19 protein-coding genes are annotated in these 22086 nt (G+C 71.4%); 8 read left to right on the top strand and 11 right to left on the bottom strand.

Going from position 1 to position 22086, the window contains the following annotated elements; all coding sequences use genetic code 11:
- Positions 1-2: 2 nt before the first annotated feature.
- On the bottom strand, positions 3-443 hold the full coding sequence (locus tag ACWCP2_RS21335; RefSeq protein WP_450910157.1) for a DUF948 domain-containing protein: 441 nt from the start codon (positions 441-443) through the stop codon (positions 3-5).
- A gap of 169 nt (positions 444-612) precedes the next feature.
- Here ACWCP2_RS21335 and ACWCP2_RS21330 point away from each other — a divergent pair, with 169 nt between their 5' ends.
- Positions 613-2865, top strand: a complete 2253-nt coding sequence (locus tag ACWCP2_RS21330) for an ATP-binding protein (protein ID WP_450910156.1) — start codon at positions 613-615, stop codon at positions 2863-2865.
- A 33-nt stretch (positions 2866-2898) separates the two neighbouring features.
- Here the strand turns inward: ACWCP2_RS21330 and rpsD are convergent, their stop codons facing one another.
- Complete coding sequence (gene rpsD, locus ACWCP2_RS21325; RefSeq protein WP_008740451.1) at positions 2899-3510, bottom strand: 30S ribosomal protein S4; 612 nt, start codon at positions 3508-3510, stop codon at positions 2899-2901.
- 55 nt (positions 3511-3565) lie between these two features.
- Between rpsD and ACWCP2_RS21320 the strand changes: the two genes are divergently transcribed.
- Positions 3566-4456, top strand: coding sequence for a DUF2470 domain-containing protein (locus ACWCP2_RS21320; RefSeq protein ID WP_450910155.1), 891 nt, complete (start codon positions 3566-3568; stop codon positions 4454-4456).
- A gap of 4 nt (positions 4457-4460) precedes the next feature.
- Here the strand turns inward: ACWCP2_RS21320 and ACWCP2_RS21315 are convergent, their stop codons facing one another.
- The 3 genes from ACWCP2_RS21315 to ACWCP2_RS21305 form a co-directional block, all read right to left on the bottom strand.
- A complete protein-coding gene (locus ACWCP2_RS21315) occupies positions 4461-5168 on the bottom strand; it encodes an HNH endonuclease family protein (RefSeq protein ID WP_450910154.1) in 708 nt (235 codons plus the stop codon).
- A gap of 69 nt (positions 5169-5237) precedes the next feature.
- Positions 5238-6593, bottom strand: a complete 1356-nt coding sequence (locus ACWCP2_RS21310; RefSeq protein WP_450910153.1) for a replication-associated recombination protein A — start codon at positions 6591-6593, stop codon at positions 5238-5240.
- A 62-nt stretch (positions 6594-6655) separates the two neighbouring features.
- Positions 6656-7276 carry a vitamin K epoxide reductase family protein gene (locus tag ACWCP2_RS21305; RefSeq protein ID WP_450910152.1) on the bottom strand — a complete coding sequence of 207 codons (621 nt, stop codon included), beginning with the start codon at positions 7274-7276 and terminating at the stop codon, positions 6656-6658.
- 138 nt (positions 7277-7414) lie between these two features.
- Between ACWCP2_RS21305 and ACWCP2_RS21300 the strand changes: the two genes are divergently transcribed.
- The 4 genes from ACWCP2_RS21300 to ACWCP2_RS21285 all read left to right on the top strand — a co-directional run bounded on the left by ACWCP2_RS21300 (position 7415) and on the right by ACWCP2_RS21285 (position 11130).
- Complete coding sequence (locus tag ACWCP2_RS21300) at positions 7415-8386, top strand: ABC transporter ATP-binding protein (protein ID WP_450910151.1); 972 nt, start codon at positions 7415-7417, stop codon at positions 8384-8386.
- A complete protein-coding gene (locus ACWCP2_RS21295) occupies positions 8383-9228 on the top strand; it encodes an ABC transporter permease (RefSeq protein ID WP_450910150.1) in 846 nt (281 codons plus the stop codon). The genes ACWCP2_RS21300 and ACWCP2_RS21295 overlap by 4 nt, the downstream gene beginning before the upstream one ends.
- A 98-nt stretch (positions 9229-9326) precedes the next feature.
- Positions 9327-10484: a sensor histidine kinase gene (locus ACWCP2_RS21290; protein ID WP_450910149.1), complete on the top strand. Its 1158-nt coding sequence runs from the start codon at positions 9327-9329 to the stop codon at positions 10482-10484.
- 13 nt (positions 10485-10497) lie between these two features.
- Entirely contained in the window at positions 10498-11130 is a 633-nt protein-coding gene (locus ACWCP2_RS21285; protein WP_450910148.1) for a response regulator, read from the top strand.
- Between the two features lie 265 nt (positions 11131-11395).
- Here the strand turns inward: ACWCP2_RS21285 and hisS are convergent, their stop codons facing one another.
- Together hisS and ACWCP2_RS21275 are read right to left on the bottom strand one after the other, a co-directional pair.
- A complete protein-coding gene (gene hisS / locus ACWCP2_RS21280) occupies positions 11396-12655 on the bottom strand; it encodes a histidine--tRNA ligase (protein WP_450910147.1) in 1260 nt (419 codons plus the stop codon).
- A 10-nt stretch (positions 12656-12665) separates the two neighbouring features.
- Entirely contained in the window at positions 12666-13376 is a 711-nt protein-coding gene (locus tag ACWCP2_RS21275) for an MBL fold metallo-hydrolase (RefSeq protein WP_450910146.1), read from the bottom strand.
- A 154-nt stretch (positions 13377-13530) separates the two neighbouring features.
- Between ACWCP2_RS21275 and ACWCP2_RS21270 the strand changes: the two genes are divergently transcribed.
- Positions 13531-14325 carry a peptidylprolyl isomerase gene (locus tag ACWCP2_RS21270; RefSeq protein WP_450910145.1) on the top strand — a complete coding sequence of 265 codons (795 nt, stop codon included), beginning with the start codon at positions 13531-13533 and terminating at the stop codon, positions 14323-14325.
- A 209-nt stretch (positions 14326-14534) separates the two neighbouring features.
- Positions 14535-15764, top strand: coding sequence for a DUF349 domain-containing protein (locus ACWCP2_RS21265; RefSeq protein WP_450910144.1), 1230 nt, complete (start codon positions 14535-14537; stop codon positions 15762-15764).
- Positions 15765-15860: 96 nt separating this feature from the next.
- On the opposite strand, the gene ACWCP2_RS21260 is transcribed toward ACWCP2_RS21265, so the two are convergent.
- From ACWCP2_RS21260 to secD, 4 genes are all read right to left on the bottom strand, one after another.
- A complete protein-coding gene (locus ACWCP2_RS21260; RefSeq protein ID WP_450910143.1) occupies positions 15861-18296 on the bottom strand; it encodes a RelA/SpoT family protein in 2436 nt (811 codons plus the stop codon).
- 253 nt (positions 18297-18549) lie between these two features.
- Positions 18550-19104 (bottom strand): adenine phosphoribosyltransferase, encoded by a 555-nt coding sequence (locus ACWCP2_RS21255; RefSeq protein ID WP_399382135.1) that lies wholly within the window; start codon positions 19102-19104, stop codon positions 18550-18552.
- Positions 19101-20153 carry a protein translocase subunit SecF gene (secF, locus tag ACWCP2_RS21250; protein WP_450910142.1) on the bottom strand — a complete coding sequence of 351 codons (1053 nt, stop codon included), beginning with the start codon at positions 20151-20153 and terminating at the stop codon, positions 19101-19103. Before secF ends, ACWCP2_RS21255 begins: the two co-directional genes overlap by 4 nt.
- Before the next feature lie 3 nt (positions 20154-20156).
- On the bottom strand, positions 20157-21953 hold the full coding sequence (gene secD, locus ACWCP2_RS21245; RefSeq protein WP_450910141.1) for a protein translocase subunit SecD: 1797 nt from the start codon (positions 21951-21953) through the stop codon (positions 20157-20159).
- Between the last annotated feature and the right edge of the window lie 133 nt (positions 21954-22086).

Here is a 22086-nt window from a genome sequence, read left to right as displayed (position 1 = left end):
TCTCAGCCCTTCTGCTTCCGGCGCCGGGCCGACGGCACCGTACGGCCGGCGATCACGGTCCGTCGGGAGGTCTTGCCCGGCGTGGCCTCGGGGGTCGCGCCGCCCTTGCCCAGCGCCTTGCGGACGCCGTAGCCGAAGGCCGCGACCTTGACGAGCGGGCCGCCGAAGGTGGAGGCCACGGTGGCGGACAGCGCGGAGGCGTTGGAGGTGACTTCCTGTACGTCGCTCGCGATGGCGTCGACCCGGTCGAGCTGGGTGCGGGCGGAGCGGACGGTGGTGGAGGCGTCCGCGAGCAGCGGGACGGCCTGTTCGGTGACGTCGGCCACCAGTTTGGTGGTCGCCTTGAGCACCTGGGCCAGCCTCACCAGTACCACGGCGAGGAAGGAGACCAGGATGGCCCAGAAGACGGCCACGAGGATCCCGGCCACCTCTCCACCGGACACGTTCACACCGCTCTCTACAGATTGATCACCAAGCGAAAAAGTCGTCCTCCGACCCTATCGCGCCGGAGATCCGCCGCAGTACCGGAATTCCGGGGCGCCACCCCGGCCGGGCGTCCGGAACGGGCCTGCCTTGTACGCAGCGCATCTGGACCAGTACGCTCCGTGTCCCATGCGACAAAGACCCATTCCAAGGACGCCGGGCAACCTTCCCTCGGACCTGAGCGGCTTTGTCGGGCGGGGCGGGGAACTTTCCGAGCTGGGGCGGCTGCTGGACGCCTCGCGGCTGGTCACGGTGACGGGTGCGGGCGGTGTGGGCAAGACCCGCCTGGTGCTGGCGGCGGCCAGGGCGGCCGCCGGGGCGGGCGGCCCGGGCGATCCGGCGCAGGAACGCTACTGCGACGGTGTGTGGCTGGCCGAGCTGGCCTCCGTACGGGATCCGGCGCTGCTGGAGCTGACGCTCGCCGAGGCGCTCGGGCTGACCGACCACACCGTCCGGCCGACCCGTACGGTCCTGGCCGAACACCTCGCCGAGCGGCGGCTGCTGCTGGTCCTGGACGGTTTCGAGCAGCTGGTCGACGAGACCGCCGACCTGGTACGGGACCTCCTGCGCCGCTCCCCCGGCCTGCGCGTGCTCGCCGCCGGCCGGCGCCCGCTGACCCTCGACGGGGAGCTGTCGTGGCCGCTGGCCCCGCTGGGGCCCGAGGAGGCCCTGACCCTGCTGATCGAGCGGACCTCGGCGGCCGATCCGGCCTTCACCCTGACGGAGTCCACCCGGGCGGTGCTGGCCGAGGTGTGCGCCCGCCTCGACGGCCTGCCGCTGGCGCTGGAGCTGGCGGCGGGCCGGCTGCGCACGCTGTCGCCGGAGCAGGTGCTGTCCCGGCTGGAGGACCGGTTCGCCCTGCTGACGGGCGGCTCGCGGGGCGCGCTGCCCCGGCACCGGGCGCTGCGCACGGCGATCGGCTGGAGCCACGAGCTGTGCACGGCCGGGGAGCGGCTGCTGTGGGCGCGGCTCTCGGTGTTCGCCGGGCAGTTCGACCTGGACGCCGCGGAGTACGTGTGCGCGGGGCCGGACCTGCCGGTGGATTCGGTGCTGGACCTGGTCGGGGAGCTGCTGGGGCAGTCCCTGCTGGTCCGGGAGGAGACGGCGGCCGGGGTCCGTTACCGGATGCTGGAGAGCGTACGGATCTACGGGGCGGGCTGGCTGGAGTCGCTGGGCGACGCCCGGCGGCTGCGGCGAAGGCACCGGGACTGGTACATGGGCCTGGCGACCTGGTGCGAGCTGGACTGGTTCAGCCCGCGCCAGGAGGAGGTGGCCGCGCTGGTGGAGGCGGAGCTGGCGAACCTGCGGCTCGCGCTGGAGTGCTGCCTGGACGAGCCGGAGGAGACCCACCTGGGCCAGTACCTGGCGGGCACCCTGTGGTTCTTCTGGGCCGGCTGCGGCCGGCTCACCGAGGGGCGGCACTGGCTGGACCGGACCCTGGAGGGGGACCTCGGACGCACCGGCCCGCCGGGGGCGGAGTACGAGAGCTCCCGGCTGAAGGCGCTGTGGGTGCTCGGGTACGTCGCGGCCCTCCAGGGCGACTCGGTGGCCTCCATGAGCGCGCTGTACGAGTGCCGGGACGGGGCCGTGCGCAGCGAGAACCCGGTGGCGGGGGCGTACGCCGTGCACCGGATGGGGTGCCTGGCCCTGGTCTCGGACGACATGGCGCGGGCCGGGGAGCTGCTGGGCTCGGCGCTGGAGCGCTACCGGGAGGCCGGGGAGCTCAACAGCAACGTGCTGATGTGCCAGGTGGAGCTGGCGATGGCGCTGGCCTTCCAGGGGGACCTGGCGGGCGCGCTCACCTTGTGCCGGGAGGTCCGGGACATCTGCGAGGAGCGCGGGGAGCGCTGGACCAAGGCGTACGCCCTCTACGTCCTCGCCTACGCGGCGCTGGACGCGGGGGGCACGGCCGAGGCGCGGCGGCTGCTGGCCGAGTGCGTGGCCATCAACCACACGTTCCGCGACCGGGTCGGGCTGGTGCTGGCGGTGGAGCTGCTGGCGCTGGTCACGGTGGCCGAGGGGCATCCGGCGGAGGCCGCGGTCCTGCAGGGCGCGGCGGAGCCGCTGTGGGACGGGGTGGGGATGCGGCTGTTCGGCTCGGGGTACTTCAACGCCCCGCGGCTGATGTGCCAGGAGCGGGCGGGTGAACTGCTGGGCGCCGAGCGGTACGCGTCGTGCGCCCGGCACGGCCGGACCCTGCCGCTGGACGCCCTGGTGGCGCGGGCCCTGCGGGGACCGGAGCCGGCGCCCGTGCCGGCGGGTCCGCTGCCGAGGCCGCGCGGCGCGGCGGACCGGGGCGAGCGGGCGGAGCGGCCGCTGGTGCGCCCGGGGGTGAAAAGCAGGAAACCCGCCGGCTCCCCCGAGGGGGAACCGGCGGGCTGACCAGCCTGTGAGGCTACGTCCGCTGGCTCTAAATCAGCGGGCGTAGTACTCGACGACGAGCTGCTCGTCGCAGATGACCGGGATTTCCTTGCGGTTCGGGTCGCGGTCCAGGCGGAAGGCCAGGGCCTTCAGGTTGACCTGCAGGTAACGCGGGGTTTCGCCCTCGCCTGCGTAGCCACCCTCACGGGCGACCTGGAACGGAACCTTCTCGCGGCTGCGCTCGCGCACCGTGATGACGTCGTCCGGACGGACGCGGAACGACGGCTTGTCGACCTTGTCGCCGTTGACCTCGATGTGGCCGTGAACGACCATCTGGCGAGCCTGGTAGATGGTGCGGGCGATGCCCGAACGCAGGACCAGGGCGTCGAGGCGACGCTCGAGCTCGACGACCAGCGCCTCGCCCGTCTTGCCTTCGGCCTTCTTGGCGCGGTCGTACGCGCGGGCCATCTGACGCTCAGAGATGTCGTACTGAGCGCGCAGACGCTGCTTCTCCAGCAGACGAACCTTGTAGTCCGAGTTCTGCTTGCGGCCACGGCCGTGCTCGCCCGGCGGGTAGGGGCGGGCCTCGAAGTACTTGACGGCCTTCGGGGTCAGCGCAATGCCGAGGGCACGCGACTTCTTGACCTTGGGTCGCTTCTGGTTCACGTGGAACCTACCTCCATGTAAGTTAGGTGAGGCTTACCTTAGCGAGGAGGACGTAATGTCTCGACCACATGGGATCCCCCTGCCCAGTGCGCACCGAAGTTCAGATCCAAACGAAACAGGATCTGCTTTCGGCGACGATAGGCAAGGTCAGCCGCGTCCCAGGGAAGGCGTTCGGCAGCTCACCGGAGCCGAACGCGTACGAACCCTCGTAGAGTCCAACGCCTCAGTATCCCTCACGCTCCCCGGTGCTCTTGACCAGGGGGAGTTCGGGACAGGGATGCCGGCCGCACGGACCGTCACCCCGGACGGGGACGTGATTCTCCTGGTATCAGGGGAATCCGCGGCTGCCAGGGCAGCCGCTCACGCCCAAGACGACGACCTCACCGCCGTGATCGAGATCACGGATGTGGCGCCGGTGTCCGTGCCCCATCGTATCCGAGGCCGCGCCTGGCTCGCCGGGTGGCTCACGCCGGTGCGCGGAGCCGGGGAGCGGGCCGCCTGCGCGGCGCTGCTGGCGGAGCGGCACCCGGTCGGCGAGCTCCTCGGCCTGGCCGAGTCCCTCGACGCCGCGCCCGGCGGCCGGCCCGCGTGGATGCTGCTGCGCCTGGAGGTCGGCGAGATCTCGGTGGACGACCTGTGGGGCGCCGAGCACGTGGACCCGGACCTGCTGGCGGGGGCCGAGCCCGACCCGATGGTGGCCCACGAGACGGAGCTCCTCCAGCACCTGGCCTCCTCGCACGGCGACCGGATGGGTGACCTGTGCGGCCTGCTGGGCACCCGGGAGGCCGCGGACCTGACGGCGGTCCCCCTCGCGCTGGACCGGCTGGGCCTGCGCGTGCGCTTCCTCCGCGGAGCCACCGCCTTCGACGCCCGGTTCGACTTCCCGGAGCCGGTGACCGACGTCTGCGGCCTGCGCCGGGCGATGAGCACGCTGTTCGCCGGCTGAACCGCTACGGGCAGGTGCCGAGCATCTCCTGCAGCGCCTGCTTCTCCGGCGGGGTCACGGAGAGCCCGTACTTCGCCTTGATCCCGGTGTACCGCCGCGCGTACTCGCACCAGTAGCCCTTCTGGGGCGGCTTCCACTTGTCCGCGGTCTTGCTGCTCTTGTCGTAGTTCGTCTGCTTGTCCACGGCCAGCAGCACGTCCAGGTCGTTGGCGTACTCCAGGCGCCGCTGCGGGGTCCAGGCGTACGCGCCCCCGCGCCAGGCGGCGCCGAGGGCGACGACGTGGTCGGTCTGGATCTGCGAGGCGCGGCGGTAGGAGTAGGGGAGTTCCTTTCCCGTGTACGGATCCTTCAGCACCCCGGAGAGCACGACGCAGGGGTTCCTGTCGCCCTCGCGCAGCTCCCGCAGGTCCCGGCGCAGGACGTCGTCGCGGGTGTCGCACCCGTTGCGGCCGCCGACGCCGTCGGTCTCGTCGGACCAGTACCTGCCGAAGTTCTCGCGCTTGTACGTCTCCCAGTTCTTGCCCCACTCGACCGTGAGCTTCCCCAGCTGGGTCTTCGCGGTGGCCGCGGCGGGCGGGAACCCGGCGCTCGCGAGGGGGACCTCGGCGACGAGCGCGGCGGCGCTGGCCTGCGCCCTTTCGGCGTCTGCGTGGTGACACCCGCTGAGCAGCAGCACGGCCGCGGCGGCGATGAACGGAGCGGGACGACCCATGCTCCGGAGCCTAGGCCCGGCCCCGATGCCCGGCACCCGCGACACGAGGCCGCGGCCCGGGGCCACCGGTTACGACCCGGCGCCCCGCAGCCGCTCGCGGACCTTCTCCACCACGTCCGCGTAGCGGGCCTCGGCCCCGTACCGGGTCGGTTCGTAGTACCGCTTGCCGTGCACGGCGTCCGGCGCGTACTGCTGCGCGGCGATCGCGCCGGGCACGTCGTGCGGGTACACGTACCCCACGGCGTGCCCCAGCTTCGCCGCCCCCTTGTAGTGCCCGTCCCTCAGGTGCGCCGGGACCGTGCCCGCCAGCCCAGCCCGGACATCGGCCAGGGCCGCGCCGATCGCTGTCGTCGCGGTGTTCGACTTGGGGGCCAGCGCCAGCGCGATCGTCACGTGCGACAGCGTGAGCGAGGCCTCCGGGAAGCCGATCATCGCCACCGCCTGGGCGGCCGCCACCGCGAGCGGCAGGGCCGTCGGGTCGGCCAGCCCGATGTCCTCGCTCGCGGAGATCATCAGCCGGCGCGCGATGAACCGGGGGTCCTCCCCCGCTTCGATCATCCGGGCCAGATAGTGCAGCGCCGCGTCCACGTCCGAGCCCCGGATCGACTTGATCAGCGCACTCGCCACGTCGTAGTGCTGGTCGCCGTCCCGGTCGTACTTCACCGCGGCCCGGTCGACGGCCTCCTCCACCGTCTGGAGGCTGATCTCCGCCTCGCCCTTGGCGATCGCCGAGCCGGCCCCCGCCTCCAGGGCCGTCAGCGCGCGCCGCGCGTCGCCGCCGGCGATCCGCAGCAGGTGCGCCTCCGCGTCCGCCGGCAGGGTGACCGCGCCGCCGAGGCCGCGCTCCTCGGTCAGCGCCCGGTGCATCAGGGCGCTCAGGTCCTCGTCGGTCAGCGGTTCCAGCGTCAGCAGCAGCGAGCGCGACAGCAGCGGGGAGATGATCGAGAAGTACGGGTTCTCCGTGGTCGCGGCGATCAGCGTGACCCAGCGGTTCTCCACGGCGGGCAGCAGCGAGTCCTGCTGCGCCTTGCTGAAGCGGTGGATCTCGTCGAGGAAGAGGACGGTGTCCTTGCCGTATCCGCCGGCCGCCCGCTTGGCGCCCTCGATGACGGCCCGTACTTCCTTCACGCCGGCGGTGATCGCGGACAGCTCCACGAACCGCTTCTTCGTCGCCTGGCTCACCACGTACGCCAGGGTGGTCTTCCCGATGCCGGGCGGGCCCCAGAGGATCACCGAGGAGGCGCCGGCGGGACCGCCCGCCCCGTCCCCGACGAGCCGCCGCAGCGGGGAGCCGGGCTTCAGCAGGTGCTGCTGACCGACGACCTCGTCCAGGGTGCGCGGCCGCATCCGGACGGCGAGCGGAGAACTGGAGGGGTCCTTCGCCTGGCGGTCTTCGGCGGCTGCGGTGAAGAGGTCTGGTTCCACACCGGAAGCCTATGCGAGGCCACCGACACTCCCTCCCGGTCCGCTCACGGTGCCTCCCGGGCTCAGGAGGTCCAGAAGTCCCACCAGCGGGTCAGGATCAGCATGCCGATGATCCCGATGTGCAGGACGGGCAGCACCCAGGTGAACTCGTCGAAGAAGGCCCGCAGCCAGCCAGGGGCGGGCAGCAGCCGGTTGCGGACGTTGTGCGAGGTCACGTACCAGAACATGACGATGGTGGCGACCCAGGCCAGGCAGCACCACAGGCACAGGGAATTGATGTTGTACAGCGACTGGTACATCAGCCAGGTGCAGAAGCCGATGCCGAAGAGCATCCCGGCGTTCAGGGTGAGCCAGTACCAGCGCGGGAAGCGCGCCCGGGCGAGCAGGCTCATGCCGACGCAGACGACCATGCCGTAGGCGACCAGCCCCAGCATCGGGTTCGGGAAGCCGAACACGGCCGCCTGGTCGCTCTTCATGATGTTGCCGCAGGAGACGATCGGGTTGAGACTGCAGCCCGGGACGAAGTCCGGGTCCTCCAGCAGCTTGAACTTGTCGATCGTGATGACCCAGGCGGCGAGCAGCCCCGCGGCTCCCGTGATCACCAGCAGCAGGGCCAGCGCCCGGCTGCCGCCGACGGCCGTCCGCGTCCCGGCGGTGTCCGTTTCGGTCCCTCGTGTCGTCATCCGGCCCGCTCCACATCTGCAAGGTCACCAAGCACCGGCCATTGTGCCGTACCCGACCGCTCTGTCCACCGATCGACGGACAGCGGGAGGTACGCACGGGGGGACCGGTGGCCGCGCTTCCGCCCCACCATGGGAGCCATGACACAGAACGCGGTGGAAGTACGGGGGCTCCGCAAGCAGTACGGCGAAGTCACCGCGGTGGACGGACTGGACCTGACGATCCGGCGGGGCGAGGTCTTCGGCCTCCTGGGGCCCAACGGCGCCGGCAAGAGCACCACGGTGGAGATCCTGCAGGGCCACCGCGCCCGGGACGGCGGCGAGGTCTCCGTCCTGGGCGCGGACCCCGCGCGGGCCGGGCGGGCCTGGCGCTCGCGCGTCGGGATCGTCTGGCAGGACGAGTCGGCGCCCGCCGAACTCACGGTGCGGGAGACGGTCGGGCACTTCGCCCGCTACTACCCGGCCCCGCGGGACCCGGCCGAGGTCATCGCCCTCGTGGGCCTGGAGCACAAGCGCGACGAACGGGTGAAGGGCCTGTCCGGCGGCCAGCGGCGCCGCCTGGACGTGGCGCTCGGCGTGATCGGCGACCCGGAGCTGCTGCTCCTGGACGAGCCGACCACCGGCTTCGACCCGGCGGCCCGGCGTCAGTTCTGGGAGCTGATCCGGCAGCTCGCCGACGGCGGCACCACCGTTCTGCTCACCACGCACTACCTGGAGGAGGCCGAGGCCCTCGCCGACCGCCTCGCGGTGATCGCCCGCGGCCGGGTGGTCGCCGAGGGGGTGCCGGCCGAGCTCCGCACCCGCTTCGGCTCCGGCGCCACCGTCGAGTGGACCGACCCGGACGGCACCGCGCGCAGCATCGCCACCGAGACCCCCACCCGCAGCGTCGCGGAACTGATGGCCCGCTTCGACGGCGAGATCCCGGGGCTGAAGATCTCCCGCCCCACCCTGGAGGACGTGTACCTGCGCCTCACGGGGCAGCTCGACCAGGCGTCCCTGCCCGCCCAGAGCGGCGCGGGCGACGGGACCGTCCAGAGCGGCGCGAGCGACCCGACCGCCCAGCGCGACCTGACCGCCCAGAGCGCCGTTCAGCAGCCGGAGGAATCCCGATGAGCACCGACGTCACCCAGCAGGCCGTCACCGGGCCGGCCCCCGCCCTGCCCGGCGCCTGGGCCCTGGGCCTGTCCCGCGGGGCCCTGGAGATCAAGCAGTTCGTCCGCCAGCGCGACGCCGTGATCTTCACCTTCGCCTTCCCCATCGTCTTCCTCGCCCTCTTCGCCTCGATCTTCAGCGACACGGTCGAGGGAACCGGGATCACCGCCTCCCAGCTCTACGCGGCCGGCATGGTCGCCGCCGGAATCATGTCCACCAGCTTCCAGTCCCTCGGCATCTCCATCGCCGTCGAACGCGACGAGAAGGTGCTGCGCCGGCTGCGCGGGACCCCGATGCCCCCGGCCGCGTACTTCCTCGGCAAGGTCTGGATGGTGCTCGCCACCGGGCTCGCCGAGACCGCGATCCTGCTGCTCGTCGGCTCGACCCTGTTCGGGCTCGACCTCCCCACCACCACCGGGAAGTGGCTCACCTTCGGCTGGATCTTCGTCCTCGGACTGGCGGGCTGCGCCCTGCTCGGCATCGCGATCAGCAGTCTGCCGAAGTCCGGCAAGAGCGCGAGCTCGGTGGTCGTCCTGCCCTTCCTGGTCCTCCAGTTCGTCTCCGGCGTCTACATCCCGGTCAACCAGATCCCCGACTGGCTGCTGAACATCGGCGCGCTGTTCCCCCTCAAGTGGATGTGCCAGGGGCTGCGCGGGGTGTTCCTGCCCGAGTCCGCGGCCGTTCTCGAACAGACCGGCGGCTGGGAGTATGGGCGGGTCGCCCTGGTCCTGGGGGCCTGGGTCGTCGGAGGACTGGTGCTGTGCCTGCTGACCTTCAAGTGGAAGAACCGCCGCGACGGCTGAGCGGCTTCGCCGGGGCGGGCTTCGCCCGGGCGGGTTTTGGCAGGGCGGGTTTTGGCAGGGCGGGTTTTGGCAGGGCGGCCGGAGCGCGCGAATCCCACGTGTGGGACCGCGCGTTCGGGCCGTGGATCCTCTACTTCGCGGTGGTGTGGGCCGCGACCGCGGTCTTCGTCCTCGGTGCGGACTTCCCGGCGCTGCCGTACCGGATCCTCGCGGTGGGCCTGCTCGCCCTCCTCGTCCCCTGGTTCCTGCGCGCCGGACGCCCGCTGCTCGTGCGGGAGCCCGGCGCCGAACCGCGCTCGTCCGCCCGCTACCTGGGCGTGGCCCTGGCCCTCTTCCTGCCCGCGGCCTCCCTGGCCGGCGAAACCCGGCTGATCACCTTCGCCCTCGCCCCGCAGTGCTTCATGCTGCTGCCCCTGCGGCGCGCGATCGGTGCGGTGGCCCTGGTGTCGCTGCTGCCGGTGGCCGGCTGGGCGCTGTTGTGGCGGCCGGAGGGGATCCACGTCTTCGTGAGCGCGATCAGCGCGCTCGTCACCTTCGCCTTCTCCGCCTTCTTCGGTGCCTGGACGGTCCGGATCATCGAGCAGAGCCAGGACCGGGCCTCCCTCATCGCGGAACTCGACGCCAGCCGGGAGGAGGTGGCCCGGCTCTCCGCCGAACGCGGCGCCCACGCGGAAAGGGAACGCATGTCCCGCGAGATCCACGACACCCTCGCCCAGGGCTTCACCAGTCTGCTGATGCTCGTACAGGCCGTGCAGTCGGAGCTGGACACCGATCCGGAGCGGGCCCGCCACCACCTGGAGCTGATGGAGACCACCGCCCGGCAGAACCTGGCCGAGGCCCGCGCCCTGGTGGCGGGCGGCGCGCCCGCGGATCTCGACGGCGGTTCGCTGCCCGACGCGGTGCGCAGACTCGCGGCCCGGCAGGATCCGCCGGCGGCCGTCACGGTGACCGGGGAGGTCCGGCCGCTGGCGGCGGCCGTGGAGGTGGTGGCGCTGCGGTCCTGCCAGGAGTCCCTGTCCAACGCGGCCAAGCACGCCGGACCGCGGGCCCGTTGCGCGGTGTCCCTCGCCTACGGCGGCTCCGAGCTGGTCCTCACGGTCCGGGACACCGGCCGGGGCTTCGACCCGGCGGCCCCCGCACCGGGCTACGGCCTGCGGGGGCTGTTCGCCCGCGCGGCGGAAGTGGGCGGTGCGGCGGCCGTCGACAGCGCCGCCTCGGCCGGCACGACCGTCACCGTCACCCTCCCGATCCGCTGAGGAGCCGTACGCCATGATCCGCATCCTGCTGGCCGACGACCACCCGGTGGTACGGGAGGGTCTGCGCGGCATGCTCAGCGCCGAACCTGACCTGGAGGTCGTCGCGGAGGCCTCGAACGGTCCGCAGGCGGAGGCCCTGGCCGCGCGGCTGGTCCCCGGAGGCGGCCTGGACCTGATCCTGATGGACCTGCGGATGCCCGGCGGCGACGGAGTCGAATCGATCGCCCGCATCACGGCGGCCCGGCTGCCGGTACGGGTGGTGGTGCTGACCACGTACGAGGAGGACCGGGACATCCTGCGGGCCGTGGAGGCGGGGGCGGCGGGCTACCTGCTGAAGGACATGGCGAGGGCGGAACTGGCGGCCGCGATCCGGGCGGCCGTGCGCGGCGAGACGGTCCTCGCCCCGACGGTGGCGGGCCGCCTGGTCGACCGGCTCCGCGCCCGGCCGTCGCTGCCGCGGCTCTCGGAGAGGGAGGTGGCGGTGCTCCGGCTGGTCGCCGAGGGCGCGACCAATGCGGACATCGGCCGCCGCCTGTTCGTGGCGGAGTCCACGGTCAAGACGCACATGCTGCGCATCTTCGGAAAGCTGGAGGTCACGGACCGCACGGCGGCGGTGACGACAGCCATGCGCCACGGCCTGCTCTGACCGCTTCCGCTGCGCGGAGCCTTGCCCCGCCCCGCCCTTCCGCCGTTTCTCGCGGCTCCGCCCCCACCCCGATCCCGGGCGCTGCGCGCCCGGTGCGCTCAAACGCCGCGCGGGTTGTATGTGCCCGGCGGAGCCGGCAAATCCAGCCTCGCCGGCGTTTGAGGCGCGGAGTCTGGGGCGGAGCCCCGGGAAACGGCGAAAGGGCGGGGCGGGGCAAGGCTCCGCGCAGCGGCTCCCCCGGCCCCGCCCCAGCAGGCGGCGAGCGTCAGGCCAGGCGTGCCCGAACCGTAGCCACCACGTCGGCGACGGCCACCGGCGTCTGCTCCCCGGACTGCATGTCCTTCAGCTGGACCACGCCCTCTTCGAGGTCGCGGTCCCCCGCGACCACCGCGAAGCGGGCCCCGCTGCGGTTCGCGTCCTTCATCGCACCCTTGAGGCCCTTGCCCCCGTAGGAGATGTCCGCCGCGACACCGGCCCGGCGCAGCTCGGTCACCAGACCGAACAGCACCGGCTTCGCCGCGCCGAGCGCCACCGCGAAGACGGAGGTCGCGGACGGGATGTCCAGTTCGACGCCCTCCGCTTCGAGCGCCAGCACCGTACGGTCCACGCCCAGCGCCCAGCCCACCGACGGCAGCGCCGGTCCGCCGATCATCTCGGAGAGGCCGTCGTAGCGGCCGCCGCCGCCCACCGCGGACTGGGAGCCCAGACCGTCGTGGACGAACTCGAAGGTGGTGCGGGTGTAGTAGTCGAGCCCGCGCACCAGCTTCTCGTCGTCCTCGAAGGCGACCCCGGCCGCCGTGACCAGCGCCCGCACCTCCTCGTGGTACTCCTTGCAGGCGTCGCAGAGGTAGTCGCGCAGCATCGGGGCGCCGACGAGCTGCTTCTGCACGTCGGCCCGCTTGTCGTCGAGCACGCGCAGCGGGTTGATCTCGGCCCGGCGCACGGTCTCCGCGTCGAGGTCGAGCCCGCGCAGGAAGGCCTGGAGGGCCTCCCGGTACACCGGGCGGCACTCCTTGTCGCCGAGCGAGTTCAGCAGGATGCGGAAGTTGCGCAGGCCCAGCGAGCGGTACGCCTGATCGGCCAGGATGATCAGCTCGGCGTCCAGTGCCGGGTCCTCGGCTCCGATGGCCTCGGCGCCGACCTGGGAGAAGTGGCGGTAGCGGCCCGCCTGGGCCCGCTCGTAGCGGTAGTACGAGCCGGAGTACCAGAGCTTGACGGGCAGCCCGCCGAGCTTGTGCAGGTTGCCCTGCAGGGCGGCGCGGAGCACGGAGGCGGTGCCCTCGGGACGCAGGGCGAGCTGGTCGCCGCCCTTCGTGGTGAGGGTGTACATCTCCTTGCTGACGATGTCGGTGGACTCGCCGACGCCGCGCGAGAACAGTTCGACGTTCTCGAAGCCGGGGGTCTCCACGTATCCGTAGCCGGAGTTCCTCAGGGGCGCGGAGATCGCCTCGCGCACCGCCAGGAAGGTGGCCGAGCGGGGCGGCAGCAGGTCGTACGTGCCCTTGGGGGCCTGAAAAGTACTCACGAAACTCTCGTCACATTCCTCGTCGTGGAGACGTGAAACCGTCTCCCAGGCCGGCGGCCACCTGCCGCAGGTACGGGTTGGTGGCTCGCTCACGGCCAATGGTCGTGTGCTCGTTGTGTCCGGGCAGCACCACGGTCGCGTCGTCGAGCGGCAGGCACACGCGGGCCAGCGATGCGAGCATGTCGGCGTGGCTGCCGCCGGGGAAGTCGGTACGCCCGATGGAGCCGGCGAAGAGCAGGTCGCCCGAGAACAGGAGCGGCGGGATGTCCGCCGCCGCGGGCGTCCCGAAGGTCACCGACCCCCTGGTATGGCCGGGGGCGTGCGACACGGTGAGCTCCATGCCGGCCAGGGCGAGCTTCGCGCCGTCGGTCAGTTCCTTGACGTCGGAGGGCTCCCCCACCGTGAGCTCGCCCATGAGCTGGGCGCCGAGGGAACGGCCGAGGGCCTTCTCCGGGTCGCTCATCATGAAGCGGTCCTCGGGGTGGATCCAGGCCGGTACGTCGTGTGCTCCGCACACCGGGACCACCGAGGCCACATGATCGATGTGGCCATGGGTGAGGACGACCGCGACGGGCTTGAGCCGATGCTTCTTCAGCGTCTCTTCGACACCCTGGGTGGCCTGGTGGCCCGGGTCGATGATGACGCACTCCTCACCGGCGGCGGGGGCGACCACGTAGCAGTTGGTCCCCCAGGCCCCGGCGGGGAATCCGGCAATCAGCACGTTCGTCCTCAATCGTCGTCCGGCGGGAGGCTTGCAGATCGGAATGCTGCTGTTCAGAGCCTACCGGCGCCGCTCATTACACAGCGAACCCATATACGGTACGGCCTAACCCAGCCCGGACAGTGGTACCAGACACGCACAAGGAGACGACCCGGTGGTCACGAGCGATCAGCGGCGGCGCCAGCTCGCCAGGGAGAAGTACGAACGCCAGCAGAAGCGGCGTGCCGAAGCGCGGCAGAAGTCGCGCAAGCGGCTGGCCGTGATCGGTGCGGCGGTGGCCGTGGTCGTGGCGGCGCTGGTCGGCCTCGTGGCCGGCGGTGTGTTCGACAAGGACAAGAAGGACGAGGCGGCCGATCCGGCCGCGAACCCCTCGGCCTCGCCCTCGGCCCCGCCCACCCCGCAGCAGTCCCCCTCCCCGGCGATGGCGATCGACGCCAAGGCGAAGTACACCTTCGCCCTGAAGACCAGCGCGGGCGACGTCACGTTCGAGATGGACGCGGCGAAGACCCCGCAGACGGTCAACTCGTTCAAGTCGCTCGCCGACAAGAAGTTCTTCGACAACACCAAGTGCCACCGTCTGACGACGAGCGGGATCTTCGTCCTGCAGTGCGGTGACCCGCAGGGCACCGGCACGGGCGGCCCCGGCTACACCATCCCCGACGAGAACCTCGACGCGCTGGGCAAGCCCAACGCGACCGGTCAGGTCGTCTACCCGGCGGGCACGGTGGCGATGGCCAACACCGGCCAGCCCGGCACGGGCGGCAGCCAGTTCTTCCTGGTCTACAAGGACAGCCCGCTCGCGCCCTCGTACACCCCCTTCGGCAAGATCGACGCGGCCGGTGTGAAGGTGCTCGAAGAGGTCGCCAAGGCCGGTGTCGCCGACGGCGGCCAGGACGGGGCCCCCAAGACCCCCGTGACGATCGAGAAGGGCACCGTCACCCAGAAGTGACCGGGACCGGGCTCCCCGGGCCCGCGCTGTCTCCTCGAATTCCCCGAGGGCGCCGCGGTACGGCGATATTCCGTCGTGCTGGATGCGGACAGCCGGCCCGGCGGTCGCCTATGTTGGCGTTGTGCAGGGCGGGCGCGGCCCGCCCCAGGAAACTGTGGACGATGCCCAGGGGGTGAACCCCTCGCAAGGCATCAGGTGGAGGAGGCGCTGTGAGCAGCGACCCGTGGGGCCGAGTCGACGAGACCGGCACCGTGTACGTGCGTACTGCCGATGGCGAGAAGGTCGTCGGCTCGTGGCAGGCCGGCACCCCGGAGGAGGCCCTGGCCTACTTCGAGCGCAAGTACGAGGGCCTGGTGGTCGAGATCGGCCTCCTCGAACGACGGGTGCGGACCACCGATCTGGCCGCCAAGGACGCCCAGACGGCCATCGAGCACCTGCGCACGCAGGTGGACGAGCACCACGCCGTCGGCGACCTGGACGCGCTGCGCGTGCGGCTGGACAAGCTGGTGACGACCGTGGACTCGCGCCGCGAGGAGCGCAAGGTCCAGAAGGCCAAGCAGACGGACGAGGCCCGTACGGCCAAGGACGCGCTGGTGGCCGAGGCCGAGGAGCTGGCGCAGAGCGACCAGTGGCGCAGCGCCGGCGAACGGCTGCGGGCCCTGGTGGACATCTGGAAGGGTCTGCCCCGTCTCGACCGCAAGTCGGACGACGAGCTGTGGCACCGCTTCTCGCACGCCCGCTCCGCCTTCTCCAAGCGCCGCAAGGCCCACTTCGCCTCGCTCGACGCGCAGCGCGAGGACGCCCGCAAGGTCAAGGAGAAGCTGGTCGCGGAGGCCGAGTCGCTGTCGAAGTCGACCGACTGGGGTCCGACGGCCGCGCGTTACCGCGAGCTGATGGAGAACTGGAAGGCCGCGGGCCGCGCGCAGCGCGAGTCCGAGGACGACCTGTGGAACCGTTTCCGCGGCGCCCAGGACGTGTTCTTCGCGGCGCGCAGCGAGGTCTTCGCGGAGCGCGACGCGGAGCAGGTCGAGAACCTGAAGCTGAAGGAGGAGCTGGCCGACGAGGCCGAGAAGCTCGTCCCGATCACGGACCTGAAGGCGGCCCGGGCGGCCTTCCGCTCGCTGAACGAGCGCTGGGAGGCCATCGGCCACGTACCGCGGGACGCGCGTCCCAAGGTCGAGGGCCGGATGCACACCGTGGAGCGGGCCATCCAGGAGGCCGAGGAGGGCGAGTGGCGCCGTACGAACCCGGAGGCGCGGGCGCGTGCGGCCGGTCTGACGGGTCAGCTGCAGGCGGCGGTCGACAAGCTGCGCGGCCAGATCGACGCGGCGCGCGCGCAGGGCAACAACTCCAAGGCCGACAAGCTGTCCCGTGAGCTGGAGGGCCGTCAGGCCCTGCTGGACCAGGCGCTGAAGGGTCTCGAGGAGTTCGGCGGCTGACGTCGCGGACGCCCGGCACAGGGGAGGGCCCCGGTACGCACTGCGTACCGGGGCCCTCTCACATGTGCGCTGCCGTGTGCGCGGCTCCGTGCGCCGCTACGGCCTGCGGGCCGAGGTCACGCGGTAGACGTCGTAGACGCCCTCGACGCCCCGTACGGCCTTCAGGACGTGGCCCAGGTGCTTGGGGTCGCCCATCTCGAAGGTGAACCGGGAGGTGGCCACCCGGTCGCGGGAGGTCTGCACGGCCGCCGACAGGATGTTCACGTGCTGGTCCGACAGCACCCGGGTGACGTCGGAGAGCAGCCGGGACCGGTCCAGCGCCTCGACCTGGATGGCGACCAGGAAGACGGAGGACTGGGTGGGCGCCCACTCGACCTCCAGCATCCGCTCGGGCTCCTGGGAGAGGGAGTCCACGTTGACGCAGTCGGCGCGGTGGACCGACACGCCGCTGCCGCGGGTGACGAAGCCGACGATCGGGTCGCCGGGCACCGGGGTGCAGCAGCGGGCCAGCTTGACCCACACGTCCTCGACGCCCTTGACCACCACGCCCGGGTCGGCGTTTCCGCGGCGCGTGCTGCGGCCGCGGGCCGGCGGGATGGTGTCCTCGATGTCCTCGTTCGCCGCGTCCTCGCCGCCCAGGGCCTGGACCAGCTTCTGCACGACGTTCTGCGCGGTGACGTGGCCTTCGCCGATCGCCGCGTAGAGCGAGGAGATGTCGGGGTAGCGCATCTCGTGCGCGAGGGTGACGAGGGAGTCCCCGGTCAGGATGCGCTGGATCGGCAGGTTCTGCTTGCGCATGGCCCGCGCGATGGCGTCCTTGCCGTGCTCGATGGCCTCGTCGCGGCGCTCCTTGGAGAACCACGCGCGGATCTTGTTGCGGGCCCGGGGGGACTTGACGAAGCCCAGCCAGTCCCGGGACGGGCCGGCGCCCTCGGCCTTGGAGGTGAAGACCTCGACGAGGTCGCCGTTGTCGAGCGTGGACTCCAGCGGGACGAGGCGGCCGTTGACCCTGGCCCCTATGGTCCGGTGGCCGACCTCGGTGTGGACGGCGTACGAGAAGTCCACCGGGGTGGCTCCGGCCGGCAGGGCGATGACGTCGCCCTTGGGCGTGAAGACGAAGACCTCGTTGCGCGAGAGGTCGAAGCGCAGCGAGTCGAGGAACTCGCTCGGGTCCTCGGTCTCCTTCTGCCAGTCCAGCAGCTGCCGCAGCCACGCCATGTCGTTGACGGTGTCGTGGCCCGCGGTGCCCTTGGCGGCCTGCGGCACGTCGGTGCGCACCTTCGAGGTGCCGGCGACGGTCTGCTGCTTGTACTTCCAGTGCGCGGCGATGCCGTACTCGGCGCGGCGGTGCATGTCGAAGGTGCGGATCTGGAGCTCGACGGGCTTGCCGCTGGGTCCGATGACCGTCGTGTGGAGCGACTGGTACATGTTGAACTTCGGCATCGCGATGTAGTCCTTGAACCGGCCGGGGACCGGGTTCCATCGCGCGTGCACGGTGCCGAGGGCGGCGTAGCAGTCCCGGACGGTGTCGACGAGGACCCGGATGCCGACCAGGTCGTAGATCTCGGCGAAGTCGCGGCCGCGCACGATCATCTTCTGGTAGACGCTGTAGTAGTGCTTGGGGCGCCCGGTGACGGTGGCCTTGATGCGGGCTGCGCGCAGGTCGGCCATCACCTCGTCGGTGACGACCGTGAGGTACTCGTCGCGCTTGGGTGCCCTTTCGGCCACCAGCCGCACGATCTCGTCGTACATCTTGGGGTAGAGGATCGCGAAGGCGAGGTCCTCCAGCTCCCACTTGATGGTGTTCATGCCCAGCCGGTGCGCCAGCGGGGCGTAGATCTCAAGGGTCTCGCGGGCCTTCTTCTCCTGCTTCTCCCGCTTGAGGTAGCGCATGGTGCGCATGTTGTGCAGCCGGTCGGCGAGCTTGATCACGAGGACCCGGGGGTCCTTGGCCATGGCCACGACCATCTTGCGGACGGTCTCGGCCTGGGCGGCCTCGCCGAACTTGACCCGGTCGAGCTTGGTGACCCCGTCGACGAGCAGGGTCACCGCGTCGCCGAAGTCGCGCCGCAGGTCCTCCAGCCCGTACTCGGTGTCCTCCACGGTGTCGTGGAGGAGCCCCGCCATCAGCGTGGCCGGGTCCATGCCCAGCTCGGCGAGGATCGTGGTCACCGCGAGCGGGTGGGTGATGTACGGGTCGCCGCTCTTGCGCTTCTGGCCGCGGTGCCAGCGCTCGGCGACCTGGTAGGCCTGCTCGATCTGCCGCAGCGTGGCCGTCTCGATCTTCGGGTCGTTGCTGCGGACTATGCGGAGCAGCGGCTCCAGGACCGGGTTGTACGGGTTGGAGCGCTGCACGCCGAGGCGGGCCAGCCGGGCGCGCACCCGATTGGAGGACCCGGCCGACTTCGCTGACGCGGGCTTGACCGGCGGGGCCGGCGGAGCCGGCGTGGGCGTGGCGGCGGCCGCCGCGGCCGGCTGCTCGGCCTCCGGGTCGGGCTGCGCGGCGGAGATTGGCTGGACCTCGTCTGGCAAGAGCGCTCCTCAGGGGGTCCCCCCGCACGCGGTGTGGGGGAGGATCCGGTACCCGTGTCCGGTCCGGACAACCCATCGTAGCGAGGGTTGCGCCACCCCGTTCGCCGAGTCCGCCCCGACTCCTGCCGCGCCCGGCGGCATCCGGCCCGTCCGGCGTTCGAGGACCGGGCGGACTCCCGCCCAGCGGCCCGCACACGCCGAAGCGGGCGCGCTCCGGGAATCCCGGTGCACGCCCGCTTCGGGGAAAGCAGGGTCAGACCACGATCAGCGCGTCCAGCGGAGCATCGCCCAGCGCCGGCAGCAGCCGCTCGCGCCCCGGCAGGAACGAGAGCTCCATCAGGACCGCGACCCCGGCGACCTGCGCCCCGGCCCGCCGGATCAGCTCCAGCGAGGCCGCGGCGGTACCGCCGGTGGCCAGCACGTCGTCGATGACCATGACCCGGTCGTCGGCGCACAGCGCCTCCGCGTGGATCTCGATCTCGGCGGACCCGTACTCAAGGTCGTAGGACTGCAGGAGCGTCGCCCCGGGCAGCTTCCCGGCCTTGCGGACCGGCACGAAGCCGATGCCCGCCTGGACGGCCACGGGAGCCGCCAGGATGAATCCCCGCGCCTCCAGCCCGACGATCTTCGTCGCCCCGTACTGCCCGGCCAGGGCCACCAGCGCGTCCGTGAGGGCGCCGAACGCCTTCGGGTCGGCCAGCAGCGGGGTGATGTCCTTGAACATCACGCCCGGCTTCGGGTAGTCCTCGACGTCCGTGATCCGGCTGAGCAGCAGGTCCCGTACGCCCGAAGGCAGCTCCGCGGTCACCGGCGCCGCCCCGAACGGCCCTGCGCCACTACCTCCGGCGCGTCCTCGGTCCCGGCGCCCTCGGGCGACTCGCCCCTGGCCTCGGCCGACGCCCGCTTCGCGAGCACCCGCTTCTTCAGGGCCTTCATCGCCGGCTCGCGCTCCTTCAGGTCCACGACCAGCGGGGTCGCGATGAAGATCGACGAGTAGGCGCCGGCCGCGAGGCCGACGAACAGGGACAGCGAGATGTCGTTCAGCATGCCGGCGCCCAGGAAGCCGCCGCCGATGAAGAGCAGCGCACCGACGGGGAGCAGTGCCACGACGGTGGTGTTGATCGAGCGGACCAGGGTGCCGTTGATGCTGCGGTTGGCGATCTCGCTGTACGTCCAGCGGGTCTGCTTGGTGATGTCCTTCGAGCCCTCCTTGAGACCGTCGAAGACGACGACGGTGTCGTAGAGGGAGTAACCGAGGATGGTCAGCAGACCGATGACCGTACCCGGGGTGACCTCGAAGCCGACCAGCGCGTACACGCCGACGGTGATCGTGAGGTCGTGGATCAGCGCGATCAGCGCCGCGACCGCCATCCGCCACTCGAAGGCGATGGCCAGGTAGATCACCACGAGGACCATGAACACGCCGAGGCCGGTCCAGGCCTTGTTGGCGATCTGCTCGCCCCAGCTGGGGCCGACCAGGTCCGCGTTGATCTGGGCCGGGTCCATCTTGAAGTTGGCCGCGAGCTTGGCCTTCACGTCGGCCGCGGCATTGGTGTTCAGATCCGAGATCTGGATGCGCAGCGCACCGGTGCCGAGCTTCTGGACGACCGCGTCGTGACCGGAGGCCGTCTCCGCTTCCTCGCGGGCGTGGACCTCAGAGATGGAGGTCTTCGGGGTGGTGAAGACGGCACCACCCTTGAACTCGATGCCCATGTTGAGGCCCTGAACGGCCAGGGCCACGATCGCCGTGATGGTGATCAGGATGGAAACGCCGTACCAGACGAAGCGCTTGCCGACGAAGTCGTAGCCGACCTCACCCCGGTACAGCTTGGCGCCGAGATCTCCGAGCTTCGACATCTCTCACGCCTCCTTTGCGTCGACGGGAACGGAGACGGTCGCGGCGGCCGCGCCGGAGCCGGTACGACGCGAGCGTCGCAGCGGCGGCTTCGCGCCCAGTCGCTTCGGGTCCAGCCCGGACCACGGGTGACCGCTGGCGAAGAAGTTCGTACGGGCCAGCAGCGTCATGACGGGCTTGGTGAAGAGGAACACCACGACCACGTCGAGCAGGGTCGTCAGACCCAGGGTGAAGGCGAAGCCCTGCACCTTGCCGACGGTGACGATGAACAGGACCGCGGCGGCCAGGAACGACACGAAGTCGGAGACCAGGATGGTGCGACGGGCACGGGGCCAGGCGCGCTCGACGGCCGGACGCAGGGTGCGGCCCTCGCGGATCTCGTCCCGGATGCGTTCGAAGTACACGATGAACGAGTCCGCGGTGATGCCGATCGCGACGATCGCGCCACAGACGGCCGGCAGGTTCAGTGCGAAGCCGATGCCCTTGCCGAGCAGCGCCATGATCGTGTAGGTGAGGATGCCGGAGACGATGAGGCTGATGATGGCGACGAACGCCAGGCCCCGGTAGTACGCCAGCAGGTAGATCACGACGAGGGCGAGGCCGATGGCGCCGGCGATGAGGCCGGCCTTCAGCTGCTCGCCGCCGAGCGCGGCGGAGACGGTGGTGACGCTGTCCTCCTGGAAGGACAGCGGCAGGGCGCCGTACGAGAGCATGTTACCCAGGTCCATCGCGGACTGCTGGGTGAAGCCGCCGGAGATCTCGGCGTTGCCGCCGGTCAGCGCCTCGCGGACGTTGGGGTCGGAGATGACCTCGCCGTCGAGCACGATGGCGAACTGGTTCTGCGGGGCCTGCTTGGCCGCGAGCTCACCGGTGATCTTGGCGAACTTGTCGGCGCCCCGGTCGGTGAACTGCATCGTGACGATCCAGATGCCGCGCTGCTGGTCGATGATGCCCTTGGCGTCCTTCACGTCCTGGCCGTTGACCTGCGCCGGGCCGAGCACCCACTTGTACCAGGCACCGTCACGCTTGCCGCAGGCGAGCGTCGGGTCCTCGGGCTTGACGTCCTTGGTGATCGCGGTGCGCTGCGCCTCGTCGCTGCAGTTCAGCGCGGCGAACTTGGCCTGCAGCGCCGCCGCGGCGGCCTGGTCGGCGGAGGTCGCGGACGGCGACGTGGACGGGGTCGCCTTGTCGTCTGCCTTCTTCGACCCGCTCGCCGAGGGCGAGGGAGAGGGGGCGTTCGGGGCCTTGAGGGCCTCACTGACCGCACGGCCCTGGGAAGTGGCGCTGGACGACGGGGTGGCCTTGGCGGACGGGCTGCCGGAGCCGCTCGGGGCAGTGCTCGGGGAGCCGCTCGGGGAGCCGCTCCCTTCGGCCTCCGGAGGCGCCGGGGCACCCTCGGTGACGGCGAGCACGGGGCGGAAGTAGAGCTGGGCGGTGGTGCCGACCTGCTCGCGCGCCTGCTGCTCGTTCGACCCCTTGGGGATGTTCACGATGATGTGGTCCGTGCCCTGCTTCTGGACCTCGGCCTCGGAGACGCCCAGACCGTTGACGCGGCGTTCGATGATGCCGATCGCCGTGTTCATGTTGGTCTCGTTGATCGCGTCCGGCTTACCGGGCTCGCTCTTGGCCTTGAGCGTGATGCTCGTACCGCCGGCGAGGTCGATGCCGAGTCGCGGCGTCGTCTGCTTCGTGAGGAACATCCCCGCGGTGAGCGCCACCATCGCGATCAGGATGATGGCCAGGGAACGCCCCGGCCTCCCCTGAGCCCCCGTGGGCCGCCGGCCCTTCTTCGGTGCTGCCACCTTGTCGTATCTCCCTGTCCAACCGTCCCGCGCCGGGTCAGCGCGCGGACGGCCACGAAATGTGTGTGGGGACCCCTGCCCCCCGCAGAAGGGTCACTGGCGGGGACCGGCGGGGCTGCCGGTCAGGCGCCCC

This window comes from Streptomyces sp. NPDC002104 (genome assembly GCF_053593795.1).
The sequence above is the reverse complement of the archived record's forward strand: the minus strand, read 5'-3'. Positions and strand labels throughout refer to the sequence as shown.

Excerpts from the sequence above, each read along its gene's own strand:
- ACWCP2_RS21285 (WP_450910148.1), top strand. The coding sequence starts at position 10,498 with ATGATCCGCATCCTGCTGGCCGACGACCACCCGGTGGTACGGGAGGGT.
- ACWCP2_RS21295 (WP_450910150.1), top strand. The coding sequence starts at position 8,383 with ATGAGCACCGACGTCACCCAGCAGGCCGTCACCGGGCCGGCCCCCGCC.
- ACWCP2_RS21300 (WP_450910151.1), top strand. The coding sequence starts at position 7,415 with ATGACACAGAACGCGGTGGAAGTACGGGGGCTCCGCAAGCAGTACGGC.
- ACWCP2_RS21305 (WP_450910152.1), bottom strand. The coding sequence starts at position 7,276 with ATGACGACACGAGGGACCGAAACGGACACCGCCGGGACGCGGACGGCC.
- ACWCP2_RS21315 (WP_450910154.1), bottom strand. The coding sequence starts at position 5,168 with ATGGGTCGTCCCGCTCCGTTCATCGCCGCCGCGGCCGTGCTGCTGCTC.
- ACWCP2_RS21330 (WP_450910156.1), top strand. The coding sequence starts at position 613 with ATGCGACAAAGACCCATTCCAAGGACGCCGGGCAACCTTCCCTCGGAC.
- ACWCP2_RS21320 (WP_450910155.1), top strand. The coding sequence starts at position 3,566 with ATGTCTCGACCACATGGGATCCCCCTGCCCAGTGCGCACCGAAGTTCA.
- secF (WP_450910142.1), bottom strand. The coding sequence starts at position 20,153 with ATGTCGAAGCTCGGAGATCTCGGCGCCAAGCTGTACCGGGGTGAGGTC.